At 64.9% G+C, this 18,615-nt stretch carries 14 protein-coding genes; 11 read left to right on the top strand and 3 right to left on the bottom strand.

All coding sequences use genetic code 11. The annotated features are described in order from the left end of the window. Positions 1 to 30 precede the first annotated feature (30 nt). From FJV43_RS27215 to FJV43_RS27200, 4 genes are all read left to right on the top strand, one after another. Positions 31 to 1,740 carry an ABC transporter substrate-binding protein gene (locus tag FJV43_RS27215; RefSeq protein ID WP_239622105.1) on the top strand — a complete coding sequence of 570 codons (1,710 nt, stop codon included), beginning with the start codon at positions 31 to 33 and terminating at the stop codon, positions 1,738 to 1,740. Between the two features lie 65 nt (positions 1,741 to 1,805). After that, positions 1,806 to 3,230, top strand: a complete 1,425-nt coding sequence (locus FJV43_RS27210; RefSeq protein ID WP_239622104.1) for an amidase family protein — start codon at positions 1,806 to 1,808, stop codon at positions 3,228 to 3,230. 29 nt (positions 3,231 to 3,259) lie between these two features. After that, on the top strand, positions 3,260 to 4,534 hold the full coding sequence (locus tag FJV43_RS27205; RefSeq protein ID WP_239622103.1) for an aminotransferase class III-fold pyridoxal phosphate-dependent enzyme: 1,275 nt from the start codon (positions 3,260 to 3,262) through the stop codon (positions 4,532 to 4,534). 329 nt (positions 4,535 to 4,863) lie between these two features. Then, positions 4,864 to 6,252 carry an MFS transporter gene (locus FJV43_RS27200; RefSeq protein WP_239622102.1) on the top strand — a complete coding sequence of 463 codons (1,389 nt, stop codon included), beginning with the start codon at positions 4,864 to 4,866 and terminating at the stop codon, positions 6,250 to 6,252. Between the two features lie 33 nt (positions 6,253 to 6,285). Here the strand turns inward: FJV43_RS27200 and FJV43_RS27195 are convergent, their stop codons facing one another. Next, positions 6,286 to 8,481, bottom strand: coding sequence for a hypothetical protein (locus FJV43_RS27195; RefSeq protein WP_239622101.1), 2,196 nt, complete (start codon positions 8,479 to 8,481; stop codon positions 6,286 to 6,288). A gap of 203 nt (positions 8,482 to 8,684) precedes the next feature. After that, positions 8,685 to 10,304, bottom strand: coding sequence for a radical SAM protein (locus FJV43_RS27190; RefSeq protein WP_239622100.1), 1,620 nt, complete (start codon positions 10,302 to 10,304; stop codon positions 8,685 to 8,687). Between the two features lie 341 nt (positions 10,305 to 10,645). Between FJV43_RS27190 and FJV43_RS27185 the strand changes: the two genes are divergently transcribed. The 7 genes from FJV43_RS27185 (at position 10,646) to soxA (ending at position 16,892) form a co-directional block, all read left to right on the top strand. Further along, positions 10,646 to 11,095, top strand: a complete 450-nt coding sequence (locus FJV43_RS27185; protein WP_239622099.1) for a (2Fe-2S)-binding protein — start codon at positions 10,646 to 10,648, stop codon at positions 11,093 to 11,095. An 11-nt stretch (positions 11,096 to 11,106) separates the two neighbouring features. After that, positions 11,107 to 13,293: a molybdopterin cofactor-binding domain-containing protein gene (locus FJV43_RS27180; RefSeq protein WP_239622098.1), complete on the top strand. Its 2,187-nt coding sequence runs from the start codon at positions 11,107 to 11,109 to the stop codon at positions 13,291 to 13,293. Between the two features lie 126 nt (positions 13,294 to 13,419). Continuing rightward, complete coding sequence (locus FJV43_RS27175; RefSeq protein WP_239622097.1) at positions 13,420 to 14,691, top strand: NAD(P)/FAD-dependent oxidoreductase; 1,272 nt, start codon at positions 13,420 to 13,422, stop codon at positions 14,689 to 14,691. A 213-nt stretch (positions 14,692 to 14,904) separates the two neighbouring features. Continuing rightward, on the top strand, positions 14,905 to 15,327 hold the full coding sequence (soxX, locus tag FJV43_RS27170) for a sulfur oxidation c-type cytochrome SoxX (RefSeq protein ID WP_239629626.1): 423 nt from the start codon (positions 14,905 to 14,907) through the stop codon (positions 15,325 to 15,327). 4 nt (positions 15,328 to 15,331) lie between these two features. Next, positions 15,332 to 15,799 (top strand): SoxY-related AACIE arm protein, encoded by a 468-nt coding sequence (locus tag FJV43_RS27165; RefSeq protein ID WP_239622096.1) that lies wholly within the window; start codon positions 15,332 to 15,334, stop codon positions 15,797 to 15,799. Next, on the top strand, positions 15,799 to 16,116 hold the full coding sequence (gene soxZ / locus FJV43_RS27160; RefSeq protein WP_239622095.1) for a thiosulfate oxidation carrier complex protein SoxZ: 318 nt from the start codon (positions 15,799 to 15,801) through the stop codon (positions 16,114 to 16,116). The genes FJV43_RS27165 and soxZ overlap by 1 nt, the downstream gene beginning before the upstream one ends. Then, a complete protein-coding gene (gene soxA / locus FJV43_RS27155) occupies positions 16,113 to 16,892 on the top strand; it encodes a sulfur oxidation c-type cytochrome SoxA (RefSeq protein ID WP_239622094.1) in 780 nt (259 codons plus the stop codon). The genes soxZ and soxA overlap by 4 nt, the downstream gene beginning before the upstream one ends. A 51-nt stretch (positions 16,893 to 16,943) precedes the next feature. On the opposite strand, the gene FJV43_RS27150 is transcribed toward soxA, so the two are convergent. Beyond that, positions 16,944 to 18,611, bottom strand: a complete 1,668-nt coding sequence (locus FJV43_RS27150) for a regulator (RefSeq protein ID WP_239622093.1) — start codon at positions 18,609 to 18,611, stop codon at positions 16,944 to 16,946. Positions 18,612 to 18,615: the final 4 nt, after the last annotated feature.

Here is an 18,615-nt window from a genome sequence, read left to right as displayed (position 1 = left end):
TTTTGCTCATATTTCCGTATGATCGTGAAAATGCAGGGATCTTTCCCCGGAGAATGCGCCCAAAGACTCCGCTTTATAATCGAAATTAATATCAATATCATTCCGCGCATGGTGAGGTCCGCGCCTGATCTCCGTTTCCCTGAAAGGAGTGCCATGAACCGCCGAGACTTCTTGAAAGCCGCAACCGCCACGGCGACGGCCACAGTTGCAGCGCCTCGCCTCGCCTCGGCGGCGGGTGAGAAGGTCCTGACCTTCGTTCCGCAATCCGATCTCACTTTGCTCGATCCTGTGCAGACGACGGGGCTCGTGACCCGCAACCATGCACTGATGGTGTTCGACACGCTCTACGGCGTCGACGAACGTTTCGAAGCACAGCCGCAGATGGTGGCTGGTCACGAGATCGACCGCGACGGCCTGCGCTGGACATTGACGCTGCGAGAGGGATTGAAGTTTCACGACGGCGAACGGGTCCTGGCGCGGGATGCCGTGGCCAGCATCAAGCGCTGGTGGAGCCGAGACGTCTTCGGTGGAGATCTTCGCAGCGCCACCGCTGAACTCTCCGCAACGTCCGACAATACGATCGTCTTCGACCTGAAGAAGCCTTTTCCTTTGCTGGCCTATGCGCTGGGCAAACCGTCGAGCGTGTGCCCCGTCATGCCCGAGCGCCTCGCGCTCACGCCGGGCACGGAGCAGGTCAAGGAGATGATCGGCAGCGGACCGTTCCAGTTCGTGCCGGATGAACGCATCGTCGGATCCCAGGTCGTCTACAAGCGGTTTGACGGCTACGTCCCGCGACCGTCAGGCACCGCCAGCTTCATGGCCGGCCCCAAGACCGTCCACCTCGACCGCGTGATCTGGCGCGTTCTGCCGGATGCGGCGACGGCCGCGGCCGCCCTTCAGGTCGGCGAAGTCGACTGGTGGGAGCAACCGACTCCGGACTTGTTGCCGCTGCTCGCCAAGCGAGGCAACATCAAGGTCGAGGTCAAGGACACCGGCGGCTATCTCGCGATGATCAGGCTCAATCATCTCGTTCCCCCCTTTGACAATCCCGCAATCCGTCGCGCCATCCTGTCGGCCATCAGCCAGACGGAATTCATGACGGCCGTCATGGGCACCAATGGCAATTTCTGGAAGGACAATGTCGGCTTCTTCCTGCCCGCCTCCCCCTTCGCAAACGATGCCGGCATGGACGTCTTCGCGGGGGCGCCGGACTACGCCAAGGCCAAGCGCGATCTGCAGGCGGCGGGCTACAAGGGCGAGCGTATCGTCTTCGTCGTCCCGACCGACCTCCACGCCCTCAACTCCATGAGCCTGGTCGCCGCCGACATGTTCAAGAAGATCGGCCTCGAAGTCGATTACCAGGTGTCCGATTGGGGCACCGTGTTGCAGCGTATTGCGTCGCAGCGCCCGCTCGACCAGGGCGGCTGGAGCGCATGGTGCAATTACGTCCCCGGCGCGTCCGCGATCAATCCAGCCGCTCACTCCTATCTCAGGGGCATCGGCAAGGCCGGCACCTTCGGCTGGCCGAGCAGCGAGAAGATCGAGGCCCTGCGCCTCGCATTTCTGTCGGCCCAGGACGACAAGGAGAGACAGCGGCTGGTTCGGGACATCCAGGCGCAGGCCATGCAGGACACCCCCTACCTGCCGCTTGGCTACTTCGCGCAACCGGCCGCATACTCCCAGAAGCTCAGCGACATTCCCTTGGGCTTCTCCCAGTTCTACGGTGTGAAGAAGGCCTGATCCCCAGAGCCCGTCGATCACACCTCGACCCATGCAATCAACGCCTCGGTGGGATGACCGAAAACATGAACGACTTGCACGACGAATTGGGTTACGCAACCGCGCTGGAACTGAAGGCGCGCTTTGAACGCCGCGAGCTCTCGCCGGTAGAAGCCGTATCGGGCGTCCTCGACCGGATCGCGGCGCTCGAGCCGGCGATCAACGCGTTCTCCGTGGTGATGAGAGACGACGCGTTGGTGGCAGCACGGGATTCCGAGCGGCGCCTGCGCAGCGGGGAGGCTCGGCCGCTCGAAGGAATTCCCGTCACGATCAAAGACGCCTTCGGTGTCGCCGGCTACGAAACGGCGACCTGCACGCATGCGCTGAAGGGCCCTGTTGCCCGCGAGGACAATGTCGTCGTGGCGCGACTGCGCGATGCCGGCGCGATCATCCTCGGCAAGACCACGATGTCCGAATTCGGCTGGTCCGGCATCAGCCGCAATCCGGTGACGGGCGTGACGCACAATCCATGGAAACGCGGCTTCAATGCCGGCGCCTCGTCTGCAGGCGCAGGCGCAGGTGCAGCGGCGGGCTACGGACCGCTGCACCTCGGCTCGGATGGAGCCGGCTCGATCCGGATGCCGTCCCATTTCTGCGGCGTCTTCGGCTTGAAGCCGACCTTTGGCCGGGTCCCCTACGCGCCGGTCTCCAACAACGACTACGCCACCTATATCGGCCCGATGACGCGAACCGTTGCCGACGCCGCGCTGATGCTGGAGACAATGGCCGGCCCGCATCCGCTCGACCACACATCCTGCGAAGCGGCGCCCGATGCCTACCTCGCGAAGCTGAAGACCTCGATGAAGGGCAAGCGCATCGCCTTCAGCCCGGATCTCGGTCACGCCCGTGTCGATGACGAGATCGCAGGGATCGTTGCATCGGCAGCCAAGGTCTTTGCCGGGGAGCTTCAGGCCGAAGTGGAGATCGTGACGCCGCCGTGGGGACCGCAGGGACCGGAGCTCGGGCGCTTCTTCTGGGCGGCTCTCTGGGGGCGCCGGGCCGGGCTGCTGCCGGAGTGGGAAGCCAGCATGGGCAGCGACCTCGTCGCCTGCATTCGCGAGGGAGCCAACTATTCCGCGACCGAGTACATGAACATGCGCGAGCGCAAATTCGCGTATGTCGCGCAGATATCGAGCTTTCTCGAGGATTGGGATTATCTCATCACGCCGGTCGCCTCGGTTGCGGCCTTTCCCGTCGAGCGGGTCAGGCCGGAACATTGGCCCGATCACGATTGGGATTGGCTTGAATGGGCGGAATTCCTCTACCCCTTCAACATGTCGAGCCACCCGGCGGCGAGCGTGCCTTGCGGCATGACCCGCGCCGGCCTGCCCGTGGGCCTGCAGATCGTCAGCCGTCGCTTCGACGATCTTGGCGTCCTGCAGGCAGCCGCCGCCTTCGAGGCTGCAATGCCGTGGAGACAGCGTCGTCCCGACATCGCGATGCCGAGCTGACGCGCGGCCCCAATCCGACAGGACAATCCATGATGAGAAATTCGAAGGACTCCGAACTGCGCGAACGCGCACGGCAGGTGATCCCGAAGGGCATGTATGGTCACGAATCGGTCGCCCTTCTTTCGGAGGACTTTCCGCAATTCTTCTCGCGAGCCGAGGGAGCCTATCTCTGGGACTGCGATCACAACCGTTACGTCGACTACATGTGTGCGTTCGGTCCCAATCTGCTCGGCTACCGGCACCGCGGCATCGAGGAAGCCGCACGGGCTCAGGCCGCGATGGGAGACACCATGACCGGTCCCTCCGAGGCCATGGTCGTGCTTGCGGAAGACCTCGTATCGATGATCGGGCATGCGGCCTGGGCCATGTTCTGCAAGAACGGAAGCGATGCTACCTCTATGGCGATGGTGACGGCACGGGCTTATCGGGATCGCCGCAAAATTCTCGTCGCGAAGGGCACCTATCACGGCGCCGCCCCCTGGAATACTCCCAACATGAAGGGCATCACCGCGGAGGACCGGGCCCACATCATCTATTTCGACTACAACGACCTCGACAGTGCGACGGAGGCGTTTCGCAAGGCCGCCGGCGACGTCGCCGGCGTCTTCGCGACGCCATTCCGTCACGAGACGTTCAACGACCAGTACGCGCCCTCGGCCGAATATGCGCTTGGACTGAGGAAGCTCTGCGATGATGCGGATGCGTTGCTGATCCTCGACGAGGTACGCACCGGCTTTCGCCTCTCGCGCGACTGCAGCTGGTCGGTGCACGGCGTTCAGCCCGATCTCAGCGCATGGGGCAAGGTGCTCGCCAACGGCTATCCGATCTCGGCCCTTCTCGGCTCGGAGAAGGCGCGCAGCGCAGCGTCCAGCATCTACGTCACGGGATCCTTCTGGTTCTCCGCCGTGCCGATGGCGGCGGCGATCGCGACCCTGCGGGAGATCCGGACGAGCGATTATCTCGAACGGATCGTCGCCAGTTCCACGCGGCTGCGGGCGGGGATCGCGGCGCAGGCCTCCGCACACGGCATTGCGGTCCGCCAGACCGGACCGTCGCAGATGCCACAAATCCTGTTCGACGACGATCCGGACATGCGGAAGGGTTACTTCTGGGCCAGCTTTGCAGTTCGATCTGGGGCCTATCTTCACCCCTATCACAACATGTTCTTCAACGCCGCCCTGACGACGGACGACATCGACAACACGCTCGACATCACGGACAGAGCCTTCGCCGAACTGAAGCGGCGCCTGTCCTCCCTGCCCGCCCAATCGAACGAGCTGGTGCTGCAACGCCTCGGGCGGTGAAGGCGGGGATGAGTTCCGCCTGAGCCAAACGGGGGACGGCTGCAGCCGCGCCCGCTTACGGCAACGCTGCCGGTGTTTTGCCCGACGTGTCAACGTGATCGCGGCGACAAACGATCGTCGCGACGGAGTTGTAAAAACCCTTGTCGATCAAGGGGCCTTCTACTGTGCATGGGGTTGTTTTCGCATTTTTGTCCAAGCGCACAGCCGCGGGCGGTGCGCATACACAGCATGCACATGTGTGTCTGTGGCAGGTGGCCCGTCCGTAGTACATGCCGAGGTCCCCTCGGCCACGCCCTCGGCGCAACGCGCCGGGCAATGACATCAAGGCAATGACAATCACGTTACCTGCCGCGGCCCGCGAGCCCGACCATCCCGTCACCGACGGCCTTCCGGCCACCCAGCGGCGCTGGGCCATTGCTGCGATCTTCACCGCGCTGGCGATGGCCTCGCTCGACACCGCGATCGCCAACATCGCCCTGCCCGCAATTGCCGCCGATCTTCGCGTCACACCGGAGCAGTCGGTCTGGGTCGTCAACGTCTACCAGATCGCGCTGGTCGCAACCCTGCTGCCGCTGGGCGCGCTCGGCGAGATCGTCGGGCACCAGCGCATCTATCTCGGCGGCCTGATCCTGTTCACCATGGCCTCGCTGCTCTGCGCGGTGGCGTGGTCGCTGGACAGCCTGCTCGTCGCGCGCACGCTGCAGGGCCTGGGCGCGAGCGGCATCATGAGCGTCAACACCGCGCTGGTGCGCTTCGTCTATCCCGGACGGCTGCAGGGCCGCGGTTTCGGCCACAACGCGCTGGTGGTCGCGACCGCCTTCACCTTCGGTCCCTCGATCGCCTCCGCCATCCTGGCGATCGGCCCGTGGCCCTGGCTGTTCGCCGTCAACATCCCGTTCGGCCTCGTCGCCATCGGCATCGGCTTTGCGATGCTGCCGAAGACCCCGCGCGCCGATCACGGTTTCGATTTTCTCGGCGCGATCCTCGCCGCCGCCTGCCTCGGCCTGTTCATCACCGGCATCGGCAGCGCCGCGCACAACCTGTCGCCGGTGATCGTGGGTATCGAGCTGGTCACCGCCCTCGCGCTCGGCTTCATCCTGACGCGCCGCCACGCCGACCATCCCGCGCCGATGCTGCCGATCGACCTGTTCAGCCGGCCGATGTTCGCGCTGTCGGCGGCGACCGCGGTGTGCTCCTTCGCCGTGCAGGGCCTCGCCTTCGTCTCGCTGCCGTTCTACTTCGAGGACGTGCTCGGCCGCTCTCAGGTCGAGACCGGCTTCTTCATGACGCCCTGGCCGCTGGTGGTCGGCATCATGGCGCCGATCGCGGGGCGCCTCTCCGACCGCTATGCCGTCGGCCTGCTCGGCGGCATCGGCCTCGTGCTGCTCGGCCTCGGCATGGCGCTGCTCGCCATGCTGCCGGCCAATCCTGCGATCCCCGACATCATCTGGCGCATGGTGATCTGCGGCATGGGGTTCGGCTTCTTCCAGGCGCCGAACATGAAGGCGGTGATGTCGAGCGCGCCGCCGCACCGGAGCGGCAGCGCCTCGGGCATCGTGGCCACTGCGCGCCTGACGGGACAGACGACCGGCGCGGCGCTCGCCGCAGCCTGCTTCGCGCTCGCAGGTCGTGACGGCGCGACACTGGCGCTGGCGCTTGGCGCAGGCTTTGCCGCGCTCGGCAGCGTGATGAGCTTCCTGCGGTTGGCGGTGAAGTAGACCGGACGCGCTGGCGCGCTTTTCGGGCGGGCTTCACTGCGCCTTCTGCGCGATCGGACGGCTCACGACGGCCGCCGCATCGAGCGGCTCGCATGTGACCGTCCGTGTCAGCCTTGGCGGGCCCTGCCAGCCCGCGGTCTCGCTCACGGGCACAAACGTGCTCCCTTGCGGCGCCAGGATGATCGGCTCCGACTTCAGGCAGAGATCGGGAAATGCGATGCCATGGCCGCCGGCTCGGGTGAACACCCCGACCAGCATCTGGGAGGCCTGCATCCGTGTCGCCGGCGACGCCCGCATCGTACGCTCGGGATCGAACGCGCGATAGCACGGCCAATCGGTGTGGTTCGGCGCGAACTCGTAGACGATCCGGCACGCCGCGCCGGCCGATTTCACGAACGGCGAGTTCGAAGGCGCCGCTGCATCGCGTTCGAAAACCAATGTCTGCAGCGTCAACGCTTCCGTCGTCGCGCCGGACGTGACGGGCTTGCCCGGCTGGACCGCGACTTCTCCACGCGAGAACACCAGCTTGGTTCTGGGTCGCGCGTCCCTGGTCTCCAGCACCAGCATGGGCCTCTCCGCCCAGGAGCGATCCAGGTCCACCTCGCCGTTGCTCATCATCAGTTGCACATTGCCGACGGAGGGTTTGTCCTTGGCGAAATCGACCATGCGAAGGTGCACGCTCGACTTCGCCGCCTCGAGGCTCAGGAAGCGCAGGTCCTCCACCTTGCGCGTGATCGGCATCATCGGATCGAAGCGATCGTCGATGTTGAACCGGACGATCTTCTTCAGCTTGGCCGAGAGAGGCCCTTTTACGGCGAGCGGCGGAGCAACGTCGATCACGAGCAGGGCGCCTTCGGGCGAAAAGGTATTGCCGAAGGCGCGCTGCCGGACGGCGGTCAGCAGCGAGTCCGTCTGCTGCGCGATGTCCCGCGCGAAATAGATCTGCTGCCCGGGACGAACCAGCGGAAAGTTCTGAAATGCGCCGAGCGCCGCGCCGTTGCGGACCTCCGTTTCGGGGAAGGTGACGCATTTGGACCGATCGTCATGGTCGGTCTCCTCGACCTTCCGGGACGCAGAGCGCGAACAGAAGCTCAGATGGTGCTCTGCCGTCTTCTGTGGGCTCGCCGAGGTCGCATAGATGAGATCCGAACTTCCGGGTACTTCCATCGGAAGCGGAGAGGTCGCGAACATGTCGACTTCCACGCGGGTCAGCGATGGACCCGCATCGACCGAGCAGAGATCCCGGGTCGGCAAGGTATTGGTGAGGAGTCGCGCCGCATCGGTGCTGACGACACAGGATATGCTGTTCTCCGAGTTGTTCCGGCTCATCCAGATCAGATGGTCCTTGCCCGCTCCATCGACCAGGAGATGCGGCGCCGCGTGCCGCCGGCGCGGCGGCAACCAGACCGGCATGGTTTCAGTCAGCATGGGCACGCGTTTGAGCAGCACGTCCGGCAACCGCGTCACCCCGACCGAGCGTAGTTCGGCGCTGACGGCGTTGGGATCGGTGGTCCACTCGAGAACGGGAACAGTCGCGCAGGTGATGCAGGTCACGGCCAGATTGGAGCGAAGGTTCTCGAACATGAGAATGACCTGATCGGGGTCACCTGCGTATTTGGCAGGTAGGATCGCCTTGAATGGATGATTGACCACGCGGCTGACCTGAAATCCGTTCGACCGCGACGGATCCGAATCGAATTCGAAATAGGTCGATCGGTCCCAGCCGCGATAGGCGTCATATCCTCCCAGACTCACACCGGCCAGAACCATCTTGGAATCGGTCTGGCAGCGCGCCGCGCTGCTCTCCTGACTGCTGTTTCGTATGTACACACACAGACGAAAAGCCGCGTTTTGCAGAATGCGATCGCAATCGTTCTGGTTATAGCCGTAGGTCGCAAGGCCGTGGCGATAGCACAGGTCGTGAAAGACGCAGGCCTGCCTGAAGCGCTGCAGGACGAGATGGCGCTTCTGGTTGGAATCCGTCCCGCCGTCGAACAAGATGTTGGCCCAGGGCGGCAGGCTGCAGTTCAAGCCCTCGCCGCTGCCGCCGATGGTACTGACGACGTCCGGCCCCGATTGAAAGGCGGTGACGGTGGCAGGCATCTCGCCGTCGGTGATGTCGTCGACGTTCTTGTAGATGGAATCGGCGATGAAGGAAGGCAGATACGCAAAGGCCAGAACGGCCACGGCAATCAATGCAATCGACCAGCGGATCACCTTCCCGAACATGGCTCAACCCCGCTAAAGCCGATCTGGCAATGACGCAGCCGCGCACCGAAATCATGGCAGGCCCGGTGTCGTCCTGATGACGATCAGCTTGAGGTTGTTCGGCTGTCAAGCCGGGATCTCACACATGGCAGCCACTTTGATTGCCGGAAGGCCCGCCGGGCGGCGCATCAAGCGTCCCGGCGATCCCCATCGGCTCTCCGGAGTCAGGCCAGATGTCGAACCTCGGTCGCCTCCGCGGCCACGACGGGATGAGGCATGTGCTCGTCCAGCGCGGCCAGGCGCTCATCGATGGCAGCGATCACCTTGCGCGAGAACGGTCCGAGATGCGCGTAGGCCGCGATCATCTGCACGGCGATGCGCGCGGACGAGGTGTCACGCTTGGCGCAATTCATGAAGGTCTGCCAGAGCGGCCCCCGTGCCTCGGGAAGGGCGGAGACCACCTTGTGCACCGTCTCCATCGCCCCGAGCTTGGCGCGGATATCTCCTTCGGCCAGCTCGGGACGCTGCCTGGATCGGTCGAGCAGCGTCATCAGGCGGTCGACGCGTCCTGCATAGGCCGCCGGGCTGTAGGTGTGCTCCAGCACCCGCCTGTAGTCCAACAGGATGTCGCGCAACGGGCGGACCGGATCGAAATTGATGCCGGCCGTGCACTGATCGGCGCCGATTGTCGGCGCCACATCGTGGCCCGGATGCAGCCGGCCTTCGCGCTCGAGGCGGCGCGTGAGCTGCGTGTTCGGCAAGGCATAGAGCAGGCCGACCATGGCGACGGGAATCGCCGCCTCCTCGATGAATTCGATCATGGCCTCCGCCATCGAGACCTTCTCGTTGTCGAAGCCGACGATGAAGCCCGCGGTGACGAGCATGCCGGCGGCGTAGATCTTGTGGATGCTCTCGGCGATGTTGCGCCGTGTGTTCTGTTTCTTCCGCATCGCGACCAGCGTCGCCGGGTCCGGACTTTCGATGCCGACGAAGATGCCGAAGAAATTGGCCGCCCCCATCAGTTCCAGCAGCTCCGGATCGTCGGCGAGGTTGACCGAGGCTTCCGTGGAGAATTCGAAGGGATAGCCGTGCGTGCGCTGCCATTCGGCGAGCCTTGGCAGGAATTGCCGCAGCGACTTCTTGTTCCCGATGAAATTGTCGTCGACGAAGTCGAGATGGCCGCGGTAGCCCATCCCGTAGAGCGTCTCGAGCTCGACGAACATCTGCTCGACCGTCTTGGTCCGCGGCACGCGCCCGTAGAGCTCGATGATGTCGCAGAATTCGCAGGTGAAGGGACAACCGCGCGAATACTGCACACCGAGATAGAGATAGTCCTCGAACCTGAGCAGGTCGAAACGCGGCACCGGCGTCTTGGTGACGTCGGCCTGGAATTTCGGGGCGGTGAAGACTCCGGATCGCGCGCCGCTTTCCCAGGCCGCGATGAATTCGTCGATGACGCTCTCGGCCTCGCCGAGCACCCGGAAATCGGCCCGCTCATAGAGGTGGGGGCTCGAGGTGGGATCGGGACCGCCGACCACCACCGGCTTGCCAGCCGCGCGGCAGAGCTCGATCAGGCGCAGCGTGTCGGCCTGCTGCGGCATCATTCCGCCGGTGAAGACGACGTCGGCCCAGGCGAGATCGTCGTCGTCGAGCGGCGCCGTGTTGCAATCGATCAGCCGGACCGTCCAGCTCTCGGGCAACATCGCGGCAACGGTGATCAGGCCCAAGGGGGCGGCAGGGCGCTTGACGCCCATCACTTTGCAGGATTCGCCAAAGCTCCAGAAGGACTCTGCCGAGAACAGCGGGTAGAGCATCAGCACGTTGCAGGGACTCGGCACGTTCATGGAACTCCTATTGCTTCGGCCCAGTGTACCAGAGCGCAGGCGTCTTGCATCCCGGCAAAAGGGACAAACTGTCGCCGCTGCGCGGGGCGCGACCCGGGCCTGGAACCGGCCTTGACGGCCGGTCGTCGCCTGAAGCCGCGGATTGGCGCCCATGGAGGAGACGTCAACCCGAATCGATTGAGGAAGGGATGAGGCAAAACAGCGCCGCGGTCCATACTCTCGCGCGGACCGGCAATGCATCCAGGCTAGCCCTCGGAGTGTTGATTTGAACAGTTCCAGTTTGCCGGACAGATTGCGGCCCTGAGTTCAATCGGTGGATTGGGCCAATCAGGGGACTTGCGATGGCAAACCTAACAATCAACGGAAAACCCTTCACTCTCGACGTCGAGCCGGATACGCCGCTGCTCTGGGCGATCCGCGAGAATGCCGGCCTGACCGGCACCAAATACGGCTGCGGCATCGCACAATGCGGCGCCTGCACGGTTCACATCGACGGCGTGGCGATGCGCTCCTGCGGGATCTCGGTCAGCGAGGCCGAGGGCAAGAAGATCACCACGATCGAGGGGCTCGCCTCGGGCGACACGCTGCACAAGGTGCAGGACGCATGGATCGCCCAGGACGTGCCGCAATGCGGCTATTGCCAAAGCGGCATGATCATGGCGGTGGCGGCGCTGCTGAACGAGAAGCCGAAGCCGACCGACGCCGACATCGACGAGGCCATCACCAACATCTGCCGCTGCGGCACCTTCCAGCAGGTGCGCGAGGCGATCCACACGATCGCAAGCGCGTAAGGAGCCGCCCTATGAACAAGCACGTCTCTCCCAGGATGAACCGTCGTGCCTTCGTCATCGGCAGCGCTGCCGTCGGCGCGGGCCTTGCAATCGGCCTCGACATTCCCTTCGGCGGCCCCGCCGTGGTGCGCGCCGCCGACGGCTCGCCCGAGATCGGCGCCTGGGTCGTGGTCAGGCCCGACGACACCGTGGTGATCCGCATCGCCCGCTCCGAGATGGGCCAGGGCTCGCTCACCGGTCTCGCCCAGCTCGTCGCCGAGGAGCTCGAATGCGACTGGACCAAGGTCACGACCGAATATCCGACCCCGGGCCAGAGCGTCGCGCGCAAGCGCGTCTGGGGCGATTTCTCGACCGGCGGCAGCCGCGGCATCCGTTCGTCGCAGGACTATGTCCGCAAGGGCGGCGCCACCGCGCGCGTGATGCTGATCCAGGCCGCCGCCGATGCGTGGAAGGTGCCTGCCTCCGAATGCACGGCCGCGAACAGCGTCATCACCCATACGCGCTCGGGCCGGACCACGACCTACGGCAAGGTCGCCGAGGCTGCGGCGAAGCTGACGCCGCCAGCGGACGTCAAGCTGAAGGATCCGAAGGACTGGAAGCTGATCGGCAAGGGCGTGAAGCGGCTCGACACCGTCGACAAGACCACCGGCGCCATGATCTACGGCATCGACGTCAAGCTGCCGGGCATGCTGAACGCCGCGATCAAGGACTGCCCCGTGTTCGGCGGCAAGCTGAAGAGCTTCGACGAAGCCAAGATCGCCGGCATGAAAGGCGTCAAGAAGGTGGTCAAGGTCGGCGATACCGCGGTCGCCGTCGTTGCCGACACCTGGTGGCACGCCAAGACCGCACTGGAGGCGTTGCCGATCGTCTGGGACGAGGGCGACAACGCCAAAGTCTCCAGTGCGTCGATTGCGAAGTGGCTGGCCGAGGGGCTCGACGACGCGCAGCCGGCCTATGTCGGCAACAAGAACGGCGACGCCAAGGCGGCGATCGCCGGCGCCGCGAAAAAGGTCGAGGCCGTCTACAGCTATCCCTACCAGAACCACGCCACCATGGAGCCGATGAACGCCACCGCGATCTACACGGCGGACAAATGCGAGGTCTGGTGCGGCACGCAGAATGGCGAGGCGGTCTTCGCTGCCGTGCTGGAGGCTTCCGGCCTGCCGGCCGAGAAGTGCGACGTGCACAAGGTGATGCCAGGCGGCGGCTTCGGCCGGCGCGGTCAGACCGACTACGTCCGCCAGGCGGTGATGATCGCAAAGCAGATGCCGGGCACGCCGATCAAGCTGTTGTGGTCGCGCGAAGAGGACATGGCGCAGGGCAGGTATCACCCGATCACCCAGTGCAAGATGACCGGCGCGTTCGACGCCGACAACAATCTCATCGCGCTGCACTACCGCCTGTCCGGCCAGTCGATCCTGTTCTCGCTTCGCCCCGAAGCGCTGCAGAACGGCATGGATCCCGTCGCGTTCCAGGGCGTCGCCCAGTCCGGAGACGCGGCGTTCGGCTATTCGGTGCCGAACCTGTTGATCGAGCATGCGATGCGCAACCCGCACGTTCCGCCGGGCTTCTGGCGCGGCGTCAATGTCAATCACAATGCGATCTACATGGAATGCTTCATGGACGAGCTGGCCCAAGCCGCAGGCCAGGACCCGCTCGAATTCCGTCGCAAGCTGATGGGCAATCACCCCAAGCACCTCGCGGTGCTCAATGCCGTGGCCGAGAAGATCGGCTGGGACACGCCGGCGCCGCAGGGCGTCTATCGCGGCATCGCGCAGGTCATGGGCTACGGCAGCTATGTCGCCGGCGCCGCCGAGATCTCGGTGACCGACGGCAGCAAGATCAAGGTGCATCGCATCGTCGCCTCCACCGATCCCGGCTACATCGTCAATCCGGCGCAGGTGGAGCGGCAGATCGCGGGCTCTTTCGTCTATGGCCTCTCCGCGCTGTTCTATGGCGGCTGCACCGTCAAGGACGGCAAGATCGAGCAGACCAACTTCGACACCTACAACTCGATGCGCATCAACGAGATGCCGAAGGTGGAATCGGTGATGGTGCCGAGCGGCGGGTTCTGGGGCGGTGTCGGCGAGCCGACCATCGGCGTCGCGGCGCCGGCCGTGCTCAATGCGTACTTCGCCGCGACTGGCAAGCGCATCCGCTCGGTGCCGCTGCGGGACCAGAACATCACGTTCGCGTAAAGCATGATCCGGACCCGAAGGGCCGCGTTAGCGCAAAGTGCGAAGCGGTTTTCCGGAAAAGATCATGCTCAAACAACGACTCGCGGCGGCCATGCCGGCCGCCGCAGCATTTTCCGGACAAGCCTCATGAATGCGCCGGTGACACGGCGGAATGCCGTCCTCGGCATCGCCGTCGCGGCCACATCGCTCGCCGCACCTTCGATCCTGCGCGCGCAACCGGCGCGCCGCGTCGTCGTGGTCGGCGGCGGCTTTGGCGGCGCGGCTTGCGCCCGCGCGCTCAAGCGCGCCGACGCCAGATTGCAGGTCACCCTGATCGAGCCGAACAAGACCTACATCTCCTGCCCCTTCAGCAACGAGGTGATCGCGGGCCTGCGCGAGATCGAGGCGCAGCAGTTCGGCTATGACAGGCTCGCCGCCGCCGGCATCACCGTCGTCGCCCAGGCTGCAACGGCCATCGACGCGCAAAAGCGTCGTGTGACCACGGGCGATGGCACCGCGTTTGGCTATGACCGGCTCGTGCTCTCGCCCGGCATCGACTTCCATCTCGAAGCCCTGCCCGGCTACGACGAGGCCGCATCGGAGACGATGCCGCACGCCTGGAAGGCCGGCGCGCAAACGCGTTTGCTGCGCAGGCAACTCGAAGTAATGCCGGACGGTGGCACCGTCGCCATTGCAATCCCGGCCAATCCCTCTCGTTGCCCGCCCGCGCCTTACGAGCGCGCAGGCCTGATCGCGCATTACCTGAAGACGAAGAAGCCGCGCTCGAAAGTTCTGATCCTCGATGCCAAGGACACTTTCTCCCTGCAGCGGCTGTTCGAACAGGCATGGAAGGAGCTCTACGGCGACATGGTCGAACGCGTCGCACTGTCGCAAGGCGGCCGCGTCACCTCAATCGATGCCGCGACCAAGACCATCGTCACCGAATTCGGCAACTACACCCCTGATGTCGCCAACATCATCCCACCGCAGCGCGCCGGCCGCATCGCCGGGCTCGCGGGTGTTGCCGATGCCACCGGCTGGTGCCCGATCGATCCTGTCACGTTCGAGTCGAAACTCGTCCCGAACGTCCACGTCATCGGCGACGCCTGCCTTGGTGGCGGCATCCCAAAATCGGCCTCCGCTGCAAGCGCGCAGGGCAAGGCCGGCGCCGCCGCGATCGTCAGCCTGCTCTCGGGTCGCACACCGGAGGCGCCACGACTCACAGGGGTCTGCTACAGCACCGTCGCGCCCGGCTACGGTTTCTCGCTCGCCGGCAACTACCAGCCTAGGGGCGACATCTTCGCCGAGGTCGAGGGCGGCGCGACCAGCCCGGTCGACGCGCCGCGCGAATTGCGCGCCCGTGAGGCGACTGAAGCCGAGCGCTGGTTTCAGGCCATCACGGCGGACACCTTTGGCTAGCGCAAGATGAGAGCGAGCTGTCGCCACCAGCAAGGTGCGCTCCCTCCCCCGCCTGCGGGGGAGGGTTGGGGAGAGGGTGTCTCCACAATCAAGAATCCCCAAGAGGAAAGAACCCTCACCCGCCGCTGCGCGCCGACCTCTCCCGCAAGCGGGAGAGGTAAGTGGAGTTCGCGACGACATCATGCACCCCATCCGATATCTGCAACTGCGGCAATCATCGTAGCGAGCCTCGCCTTCGCCTCGCCTGCTGAAACAAACGAACTCTTGCCCTACACAATCGTCAACGACGGCATTCCCGCCTCGCTCACCGGCTCCCCCGGCGATGCCGCGCGCGGCCGCGCTCTGGTGCTGGCGCGCGCCACGACCTGCATTCTCTGCCATTCCGGCCCATTTCCGGAAACGCGGTTCCAGGGTGATCTCGCGCCTGATCTCACCGGAGCCGGGAACCGGTGGTCGGTGAGCCAGTTGCGGCTTCGACTGGTCGATGCCTCGCGCTTCAACCCGCAGACCATCATGCCGTCCTATTATCGCGCCGACGGCCTCGTTCGCGTCGGACGCAACTTCGCCGGCAAGCCGATCTTGTCGGCTGCGGAGATCGAGGACATCGTGGCTTTTCTTGCAACGCTTCGGGACTAGGTTCATGCCAACCACGCGACGACAATTCCTGGGCCTCGCCGGAGGCGTGACGGCCGCCGGCACGATCCCGATCGTCACCCTGCGGCCAATCGAAGCAACACCGGCGATGCTCAACACCGCGATCCGCAACGTCGTCGGCGAAGCACAGATTCGCAGTGGCAGGGTGAAGCTCGACATTCCGCCGCTGGTCGAGAACGGCAACACGGTGCCGATGACGGTGAGCGTTGCAAGCCCGATGACGACCGATGACCACGTCAAGAGCATCCACGTCTTCAACGAAAAGAACCCGCAGCCGAACATCGGTAATTTCTATCTCGGCCCCTTCTCCGGCCGAGCCCAGGTCTCGACCCGGATCCGGCTCGCCGATACCCAGAAGGTCGTCGCGATCGCGCATCTCTCCGACGACACGTTCTGGCAGGTTGCCGCCGACGTCGTCGTGACGTTGGCCGCCTGCACCGAGGAGACGAACTGATGGCCGCCCTCATCAACGTTCCGGCAAAGGCCAAACGCGGCGACATCATCGAGATCCGCACGCTGACCTCGCACATCATGGAGACCGGTTTCCGCCACACCGCCGACGGCAAGCTGGTCCCGCGCGACATCATCACGAGCTTTGCATGTCGCTACAACGGCACGGAGATTTTTCGCGCCGATCTGTTTCCGGCGATCGCGGCGAACCCGTATTTGTCGTTCTTCACGGTCGCGAAGGACAGCGGCAAGTTCGAGTTCGAATGGATCGGCGACAACGGCTATTCGACAACGGCGTCGGCATCGATCACGGTCGAATGATATCCTGGCGCGCGATAGCGGTGGCAACCTTGTTCGCCGCAGCCCCTGCCCTGCTCGCCGGTGAAATCCCGCCCGATGCACGCCGCTCCGGCTACACTTTCATGGGCCCGGACACGCGCGCCATGCAGGACGACGACACCACCAATCCCGGCATGCTGTTCGTGCTCGACGGCGAAGCGCTCTGGGCGAAGAAGACAGGCAGCGCCAACAAGGCCTGCGCGGATTGTCATGGCGATGCGCGCAGCAGCATGAAAGGCGTCGCGGCGCACTTCCCCGCCTTCGACAAGGCACTCGGCCGTCCCGTCACGCTCGATCAGCGGATCAATCTCTGCCGCGCCAATCATCAGCAGGCGACGCCGCTGCCCTACGAGGATCGCGAACTGCTCGCATTGTCCGCCTTCGTCGCCCACCAGTCGCGCGGCACCCCGATCTCGGCCGGTGACGATCCGCAAGCCCAGCCTTTTGTCGCGCAAGGCCGCGCGCTCTTCATGCAGCGCGAGGGCCAGCTCAACCTCGCTTGCACCAACTGCCATGACGACAATTTCGACAAGCGCCTTGCGGGCGCGCCGATCACGCAAGGACAGCCGACCGGCTATCCGCTCTACCGCCTGGAATGGCAGACGCTGGGATCGCTCGAGCGGCGGCTACGGAGCTGCATGACCGGCGTCCGCGCCCAGGCCTATGACTACGGCTCACCCGAGCTCGTCGCGCTCGAGCTCTACCTGATGTCGCGGGCGCGTGGCCTGCCGATGGAGACGCCGGCGGTGCGTCCCTGAAAGGAACGGCCGGGACACCGCCCGGCCGTTCCGCGAGACTTGAGGCCACGCCTACTCCGCCGGCGCGGCCGACATCTCCGGATGAGCGGCGTAGGGCTCGCTGGTACCGAGCTTGGCGGCGGCGAACAGACCGGCGGCCATGACTGCGTAGGCCAGGGCCACCGCGGGCGTCACGCCAAAGCCGCCGCCAATGCCGACGGCCTCGCCATGCATGAAGCCGAAATAGGTCAGGATCGCGCCGACCAGCGCAAAGGCGGACGCCTTCTCGAAATCCCGCTCGATGATGAAGACGCCGATCGCGCCGAGGACCAAGCCGCCGAGGATGGAGCCGCCACCCATCACCTCAAGACCGTGATAGAACACGCCCTGCTGCGGCAGCGCGGCGATCGCGGCCGCCTTGACCGCATCGGCCTTCTCGGCGGCCATGCCGCCGACGGTCGCCGCCGCATTCATGGTCGAGCCGAGCATCGTGTCGATCTGGAGCTTGGCCCAGGCGGCCAGATGCGGGGTCAACGCCAGCACGATCGCGGGCGCGTGCTTGACCGGCGTGGTCTGGAACGCCTGCGCGCCGATCAGCATGCCGATATAGAGCAGGATCGGCGAGATCGCGACGACGGGCACGAGTGCCAGCAGCACCGAGATGATGCCGAACCAGGACAGCACGACCACCATGATGCCGGTCGCGGCGGAGTAACCGATGCGGCCGCCCATCGCCTTCCAGCCGGGATGGCCGATATAGACGGCGTTGATGAAGGGATTGCCCATCAGGCAGCCGATCAGGCTGACGACGCCGTCAGCGGTGAGCACACGCGTGGTCGGATAGTCGTCGCCGGCCGCTTCCGCGCTCTCGACATTGTCCATGGCCTCGACGAGGTCGTAGATGCCGAACGGAATGGCGGTGACCAGGATGATGCCGAGGAATTCGAAGCCGGAGAAGACATAGCCTATTGCCGGGATCGGCACCGAGAAGCCGAAATTGGCGAAGGCAGCACCAACGCCGGAGATGCTCAAGCCGCCAAGGCCGAGCCCGAACAGGTTCGAGCCCCAGGCGATGATCATGCCGACGGCAATGGCGACGAGACCGGCGGGAATGCCGCGCCAATACTTCACCCCGCCGAACCAGCTCACCAGGATGATGGCGAAGCAGACCAGACCAATCTGCGGCGTCATGTACATTTCGAGCGCCGGCCGCATCGAGATGAAGGTGACGGAGACACCGGCAAGCGTGCCGAGCAGCGCCGCGCGCGGCGTGATCCTGCGGATGAACGGCGCAATGAAGCCGCCGATCATGAGAATGAAGCTCTGGAAGAACACCCAGACGAGGCCCGCCGACCAGCCCTTGAGCGGGTCGCCGGTCTTCAGCGTGATCGGCAGCATGATCACGAAGGTGACGATGAACATGTGCGGCACGCTGACGCCGGAGGGCAGCGCGCAGACGTCGTTGCGGCCGGTCTTCTGCGCCAGCCGGTACGCGAGATACGCATAATAGAAGGTGGACAGGCACATCATCAGCCCGAGGGCGGGCAGGATGCGGCCGAACACGAGGCTATCAGGCATCTTCAGCACGAAGCGCAACAGGCCCGTGAGCACCAGCATGTTGACGAGGATGTTGGTGCCGAAGCCGAAAAACGCGTTCCAGTCGCCCGATGTCCATAGTGCCGGCTTGAACCCGGACTTGTCGATTTCAGATTTGCCGGCCGTCCCCGTCAATGTGCTCATGGTC

This window comes from Bradyrhizobium sp. I71, from assembly GCF_022354745.1.
In the GTDB taxonomy this organism is placed as follows: domain Bacteria; phylum Pseudomonadota; class Alphaproteobacteria; order Rhizobiales; family Xanthobacteraceae; genus Bradyrhizobium; species Bradyrhizobium liaoningense.
Note: the sequence above shows the minus strand (reverse complement) of the source record. Positions and strands in the feature narration are given on the sequence as shown.

What these genes read in the sequence shown, in the direction of transcription:
- FJV43_RS27215 (WP_239622105.1), top strand. Translation starts at nt 31, where the DNA reads ATGCAGGGATCTTTCCCCGGAGAATGCGCCCAAAGACTCCGCTTTATA.
- FJV43_RS27210 (WP_239622104.1), top strand. Translation starts at nt 1,806, where the DNA reads ATGAACGACTTGCACGACGAATTGGGTTACGCAACCGCGCTGGAACTG.
- FJV43_RS27205 (WP_239622103.1), top strand. Translation starts at nt 3,260, where the DNA reads ATGATGAGAAATTCGAAGGACTCCGAACTGCGCGAACGCGCACGGCAG.
- FJV43_RS27200 (WP_239622102.1), top strand. Translation starts at nt 4,864, where the DNA reads ATGACAATCACGTTACCTGCCGCGGCCCGCGAGCCCGACCATCCCGTC.
- FJV43_RS27195 (WP_239622101.1), bottom strand. Translation starts at nt 8,481, where the DNA reads ATGTTCGGGAAGGTGATCCGCTGGTCGATTGCATTGATTGCCGTGGCC.
- FJV43_RS27190 (WP_239622100.1), bottom strand. Translation starts at nt 10,304, where the DNA reads ATGAACGTGCCGAGTCCCTGCAACGTGCTGATGCTCTACCCGCTGTTC.
- FJV43_RS27185 (WP_239622099.1), top strand. Translation starts at nt 10,646, where the DNA reads ATGGCAAACCTAACAATCAACGGAAAACCCTTCACTCTCGACGTCGAG.
- FJV43_RS27180 (WP_239622098.1), top strand. Translation starts at nt 11,107, where the DNA reads ATGAACAAGCACGTCTCTCCCAGGATGAACCGTCGTGCCTTCGTCATC.
- FJV43_RS27175 (WP_239622097.1), top strand. Translation starts at nt 13,420, where the DNA reads ATGAATGCGCCGGTGACACGGCGGAATGCCGTCCTCGGCATCGCCGTC.
- FJV43_RS27165 (WP_239622096.1), top strand. Translation starts at nt 15,332, where the DNA reads ATGCCAACCACGCGACGACAATTCCTGGGCCTCGCCGGAGGCGTGACG.
- soxZ (WP_239622095.1), top strand. Translation starts at nt 15,799, where the DNA reads ATGGCCGCCCTCATCAACGTTCCGGCAAAGGCCAAACGCGGCGACATC.
- soxA (WP_239622094.1), top strand. Translation starts at nt 16,113, where the DNA reads ATGATATCCTGGCGCGCGATAGCGGTGGCAACCTTGTTCGCCGCAGCC.
- FJV43_RS27150 (WP_239622093.1), bottom strand. Translation starts at nt 18,611, where the DNA reads ATGAGCACATTGACGGGGACGGCCGGCAAATCTGAAATCGACAAGTCC.